The 4,899-nt window shown below is 69.4% G+C and carries 6 protein-coding genes; 2 read left to right on the top strand and 4 right to left on the bottom strand.

What is annotated here, in order from left to right; translation table 11 throughout:
* A partial coding sequence (locus tag RTU05_RS16960) for a TolC family protein (protein WP_312599490.1) occupies positions 1–620 on the top strand: 620 nt, incomplete at its 5' end.
* A 151-nt stretch (positions 621–771) separates the two neighbouring features.
* Positions 772–978 carry a hypothetical protein gene (locus tag RTU05_RS16955; RefSeq protein ID WP_312599489.1) on the top strand — a complete coding sequence of 69 codons (207 nt, stop codon included), beginning with the start codon at positions 772–774 and terminating at the stop codon, positions 976–978.
* Here RTU05_RS16955 and RTU05_RS16950 read toward each other — a convergent pair.
* The 4 genes from RTU05_RS16950 to RTU05_RS16935 form a co-directional block, all read right to left on the bottom strand.
* The gene (locus tag RTU05_RS16950; RefSeq protein WP_312599488.1) at positions 975–1,151 is read right to left on the bottom strand and encodes a hypothetical protein; all 177 of its coding nucleotides are present in this window, start codon (positions 1,149–1,151) and stop codon (positions 975–977) included. The two genes, RTU05_RS16955 and RTU05_RS16950, sit on opposite strands and share 4 nt — an antisense overlap.
* Before the next feature lie 65 nt (positions 1,152–1,216).
* Positions 1,217–2,320 carry an HlyD family secretion protein gene (locus RTU05_RS16945; protein WP_312599487.1) on the bottom strand — a complete coding sequence of 368 codons (1,104 nt, stop codon included), beginning with the start codon at positions 2,318–2,320 and terminating at the stop codon, positions 1,217–1,219.
* Positions 2,321–2,343: 23 nt separating this feature from the next.
* Complete coding sequence (locus RTU05_RS16940; protein ID WP_312599486.1) at positions 2,344–4,047, bottom strand: MFS transporter; 1,704 nt, start codon at positions 4,045–4,047, stop codon at positions 2,344–2,346.
* Positions 4,047–4,622 (bottom strand): helix-turn-helix domain-containing protein, encoded by a 576-nt coding sequence (locus tag RTU05_RS16935; protein ID WP_312599485.1) that lies wholly within the window; start codon positions 4,620–4,622, stop codon positions 4,047–4,049. Before RTU05_RS16935 ends, RTU05_RS16940 begins: the two co-directional genes overlap by 1 nt.
* Positions 4,623–4,899 lie beyond the last annotated feature (277 nt).

Raw genomic sequence — 4,899 nt, 5'->3', positions numbered from 1 at the left:
CCTGCGTGCGTCCGCCCCAGCTGTCCCGGCCGATCCCGGTCGGCGACGGCGCCGCCCTTTTGGCCCGTCGTCCCGACGTGCGCCAGGCCGAGGCGGAACTGGCCGGCGCGGCCGCCCGCGTGAATGTGGCGACCGCCAACCTGTTTCCCCGCATCAGCCTGGGCGGCTCCTACGGCTCCACCGCGCTGAAGTCCGGCGATCTGGGCGAGGACCAGAACTTCCGCTTCAGCTTCGGTCCGCTGATCAGCTGGTCCTTCCCCAACGTCTTTGCGGCCCGGGCTCAGATCAAGGCGGCGGGCGCCCGTTCGGACGCGGCCCTGGCGACCTTCGACCAGACCGTGCTGACGGCCCTGCAGGAAACGGAGACGGCGCTCAGCAACTACGCCAACGAGCTGGACCGCCGCGCGGCCCTGACCGAGGCGCGCGACCAGGCGGCCCGCGCCGCCGAACTGTCGCGCCTGCGCTTCAACGCAGGGGCCGACAGCTTCCTGTTGGTGCTGGACGCCCAGCGCACCCAGGCGGCGGCCGATGCGGCCCTGGCCCAGTCCGACGCCCTGGTCACCACCTATCAGATCGCCCTGTTCCGCGCCCTGGCCGGCGGCTGGCAGGCCGACAGCTGATCCTGACGCGATCCTGAAACGGAAGGGCCGGGCGACGCATCGCCCGGCCTTTTTTCGTTCGTCCACAGGCTGACGAGCGACTCGGTGTTCCGCATTTGTTCCGATCATGCTCTAACCGTTTGCGGCGGTCGGCGGCGTGATGGAGGATCAGATGAACGACGCAATCCTGGCCCGGATGATGGCCGAACTGGACGCCGAGCTGGCGCGGGCCGAGCCGTCCCTGCCGGCCTGCCCGGAACACACCCGCCAGACCGAGGTCATGCGCGCCCTGGCGCTGGGCCTGGGCAATTTCGAACGGATGCGGGCGCATGACGCCCACCTCCTGGCGGCGCAGCTGTCTGCGCGCCGCGCCGCCTAGGGCTTGCGCTTGAAGGTGTCGCCGATGACCGAGGCGTCCGGGCCGTCCGGCCCGGCGCTCTTCTGCTCGGCCTGACCGACGCGCTTCACCGCCTTGTCGGAGGTTGCGCCGTCCGGTTTTCCGGCGGGGTCTGCGCCGTTCTTTTCGCGGCCTTCGGTCTGTTCGCGGTCCATGGTCGTCTCCATCTTGCAGAAGAGGGAGCGCGGCGGGGGGCAACCCGTTCCTCGGCGTCCTGGGATCAGCCCGCCGTATCCACCTTGGCCACCACCGACATCCCCGGCGCCAGGCGTTGCGCGGCCTCCTGGCCCGGATCGATGCGGATGCGCACGGGGATGCGCTGGGCGACCTTGGTGAAGTTGCCGGTGGCGTTGTCGGGACGGATGACGCTGAACTCCGACCCGGCGGCGGGGGCGATGCGTTCGACGCGGCCGCTCAGCGTCTGGCCGCCCAGGGCGTCGACGGTCAGGGTGACGGGCTGGCCGACGCGGATGTTGCGCATCTGCGTCTCCTTCATATTGGCGGTGACCCAGACCACGTCGGGCACCAGGCCCATCAGCTGGGTGCCTGCGGTGACATACTGGCCCTGACGCACCCCGACCTCGCCCAGCCGACCGGCGCGCGGCGCGACGATGCGGGTGTTGGCCAGGTCGATCTGGGCCAGACGCACGGCGGCGCGGGCGTTCTCCACGGCGGCGGCCAGGCTGTCGCGGCCCACCACGGCCGAGGTCACGCCGGTCTGGGCGATGCCCTCGGCGGCGCGGGCCTGGGCGACCTGGGCCTGGGCGCTGCGCAGGGCGGCCTCGGCGATGTCGACATTGGCTTGGGCCACCCAGCCCCCGGCCTTCAGGGTGCGGGCGCGATTGGCGTCGGCCTGGGCCCGCGTCAGGGTCGCCTCGGCGGCGGCGATGGAGGCGCGCTGCTGGGCCACCGATCCCCGCGCGGACGCCTGGGTCTGGGTCGAGTTGGAAAGAGCCGCCTCGGCCGCGTGCAGGCTGGCCTCGGCCTGCTCCAGCCGCTGGCGATAGATGCGGTCGTCCACCTGGGCCAGCAGCTGGCCCTGCTGCACCGTCTGGAAATCCTGGACCGGAACCTGTGTGACATAGCCGCTGACCTGCGGGCTGATCAACGTCACCTGACCCCGCACATAGGCGTTGTCGGTACGCTGGATATGGCCCGTGAAGGGCGGCAACTGCCAGGCGTAGAGCACCAGGCCGATGGCCAGCACGGCGATACAGGCCGCCACCACCGACCACAGGACGCGCTTCTTCGGCTCTGGCGCCGGGGCGGGCGCGGCCTGAGGTGCAGGAGATGGGGCGGGGGCGGGGGCGGCGGTGTCGGTCATGTCGGTTCGGCTCTCGGAAGGTCTCAGTCGACGGCGGCGGCTGCGGCGGCCTGTTGCGCCGCCAGCCGGGCGTCCTGGCGCGCCTGTTTGCGGGCCTTGAAGCGGGGAAGAAGGTGAATGAACGTGACCCAGGCGCAGCCCAGGGCGGCGATCACGGAAATCAGCAGGAAGACGTCGTTATAGGCCAGGATATTGGCCTGCTGCGTCACCTGTCGGCTCAGCAGGGCCACGCCCTCGGCCTTCAGAAGCGCCGGATCGCCGACGACGTGGCCATAGGCGCCGGACAGCTGGGCCAGCCGTTGCACGACCAGCGGGTTCATGGCGTCGATGCCCGCAGCCAGTTCGTTGGAATGGAACTTTTCGCGCACGACCTGGACCGTGCCGACCAGGGCCGATCCCGCCAAGCCCCCGACGTTCTGAAGAACGCTGAACATGACGATGAAGCTGATCAGATTGCGCGGATTGGTCTGCAGCACCCGCCCCACCCCGATCAGCAGGGCCGGCCCCACGAACATGGCCGAGGCGAAGGCGACCAGGGCCTGGCTGAAATACAGCTGGGCCGGGCGGGTCAGGACGGTGGCGTGGCTGTCGATGAAGGCGCCGATGGCGATCAGACCCAGGGCGATGGCGATGGGCTTGTGCAGCTTGGTCATGTTCAGCGTCAGGGCGCTGACCGCCGTGCCCGCCACCATGGACAGCAGGATCAGCAGGAACAGACCGTGAAGCTGGTCCTGGCCCAGGCCGACGACGGTCAGGAACCCTACCGCGCCCGAGGTCTGTTCCGACAGGGTGACGCGGATCAGGATCACGGCCCCGAACAGGCGCAGCACGTCCCTGCCGGTCAGCCAGCGGGTGTTGATCAGCGGATTGGCGCGATTGTGCTCGATCACCAGGGCCACGCTCAGCAGGATGATCGACCCGACCAGCGCCCAGCCGATCCACGCCGCCTCGGTCCACCAGACGATCCGACCCAGTCCCAGGACGGCGGCCAGAAGCGCCACGCCCGGCGCGAACAGGGCGAAGGTCAGGAAGTCCAGCGGCTCGAACAGCTTCAGCCGCTCGGACGGGGGCAGACGCAGCACCTGCACCGCCGCCCAGGCCAGAAGCGCCATCCCCAGTTCGAAGGTGTAAAACGCCTTCCAGTCGTTCAGTTGCAGCAGGGTCGGCATGACCAGGCGCGCGATCGGCACGGCGAAACTGGCCAGGCCGATCCCGATCACCAGCCCCTTCAGCCGGTGTTTGGCCGGAAACGCCTGGATCATATAGAGGAAGCCCAGGCTGCTCAGGCCCGCCGCCGCCATGCCGGCCGCCGCCCGCACCACCAGGGTCGATTCATAGTTGTCGACCAGCAGGTGCGCCGCGCAGGTGGCGACGAAGGCGCCCAGGCAGATCTGGGTGAACAGGCGCAGGCCGTACTGCTGGCGGAACTTGACCAGGATCAGGTTCATGCAGGCGTTGGTCATCACGAACACGACCGGCAGCCACGCCGCCTCGGTCAGGGTGATCCCCAGCGACCCTTGCAGGCTGGTGATGTTGGCGGTGACGGCGGCGTTGCCCAGGGCGCCGACCATGGCCACCAGAATCCCGGTCAGGGCGTACTGCACCCTCAGCCAGGGCGCATGGTCCGGCGTGGCGGGCGAGCCGGGCAGGGTGGGCAGTTCGTGCGGTTTCAGCGTGGCGACATACTGGTCCCACGGCAGATGCCAGTGACGGTCGGCGCGGGCCATCAGAACGCCTCCTCACGGGGCTTCAGCCCGTCCAGGATGATCTCGCGGGTGCGCAGGGACACGGCCTCGCGCTCGGCCGCGTCGGCGCCCTGGAAACCGGCGCCCAGCAGGGTGGCGATCAGACGAATGTCCATCGGCCGCAAATCCTCCCGCACCAGACCGGCGGCCTGGGCCCGCTTCAGCGACGCGGCGCCCGCCTCCATCAAGCTCTGCCGCAGGGGAGTAAGCGCGTCCGGCGACCGCACGTTCCGCACCAGGCCCGCCAGACCGGCATTGCGGATCATGTCCTCGGCCAGCCGGTCCAGGAACCAGAAGAAGACGGCCGGGTCGTCGCCCTGTTCGTCGGTGCGCCGCCCCAGGTCCGCGACATCGGCCTCCAGCACCGCCAGGGCCAGTTCGGTGCGGTCGGCGAAATGGCGATAAAGCGTGCCGCGCCCGACCCCGGCCTTTTCGGCGATCAGGTCCAGCGGCGCGTCCAGCCCTTGTTCGGACAGCACGACGCGCGCCGCCTGCAACAGGGCGGCGCGGTTGTGAACGGCGTCCTTTCGGACAGGCTTGGGGGCGGGGCGCGACATGATGACGCGCTTAAATGGACAGTCGTGTCCGTTTTGCAAGCCCTTTGTTTTCGTCCTTCCGGGCGAAGCGGAGCGGAGACCCGGAACCCAGCGGCGCCGAAGGCGAAATCCATCTGCCGCAGGATGTTTGAATATCGAATCCGCGACAGGTTCGCGCTCTCGCGCGCCGCTGGGTTCCGGGTCTTCGGGCCAAGCGGCCCTTCGCCCGGAATGACGAAAGAAGAGGCCTAGGATCTGTGGACTCTAGGGATTCCGGATTAGGCTGAAGCGTGATTCA

Source organism: Brevundimonas sp. (assembly GCF_032017145.1).
Lineage (GTDB): Bacteria > Pseudomonadota > Alphaproteobacteria > Caulobacterales > Caulobacteraceae > Brevundimonas.
Note: the sequence above shows the minus strand (reverse complement) of the source record. Positions and strands in the feature narration are given on the sequence as shown.

Bases quoted from the DNA above. Each gene is read 5' to 3' on its own strand.
- RTU05_RS16955 (WP_312599489.1), top strand. From the start codon at position 772: ATGAACGACGCAATCCTGGCCCGGATGATGGCCGAACTGGACGCCGAG.
- RTU05_RS16950 (WP_312599488.1), bottom strand. From the start codon at position 1,151: ATGGACCGCGAACAGACCGAAGGCCGCGAAAAGAACGGCGCAGACCCC.
- RTU05_RS16945 (WP_312599487.1), bottom strand. From the start codon at position 2,320: ATGACCGACACCGCCGCCCCCGCCCCCGCCCCATCTCCTGCACCTCAG.
- RTU05_RS16940 (WP_312599486.1), bottom strand. From the start codon at position 4,047: ATGGCCCGCGCCGACCGTCACTGGCATCTGCCGTGGGACCAGTATGTC.
- RTU05_RS16935 (WP_312599485.1), bottom strand. From the start codon at position 4,622: ATGTCGCGCCCCGCCCCCAAGCCTGTCCGAAAGGACGCCGTTCACAAC.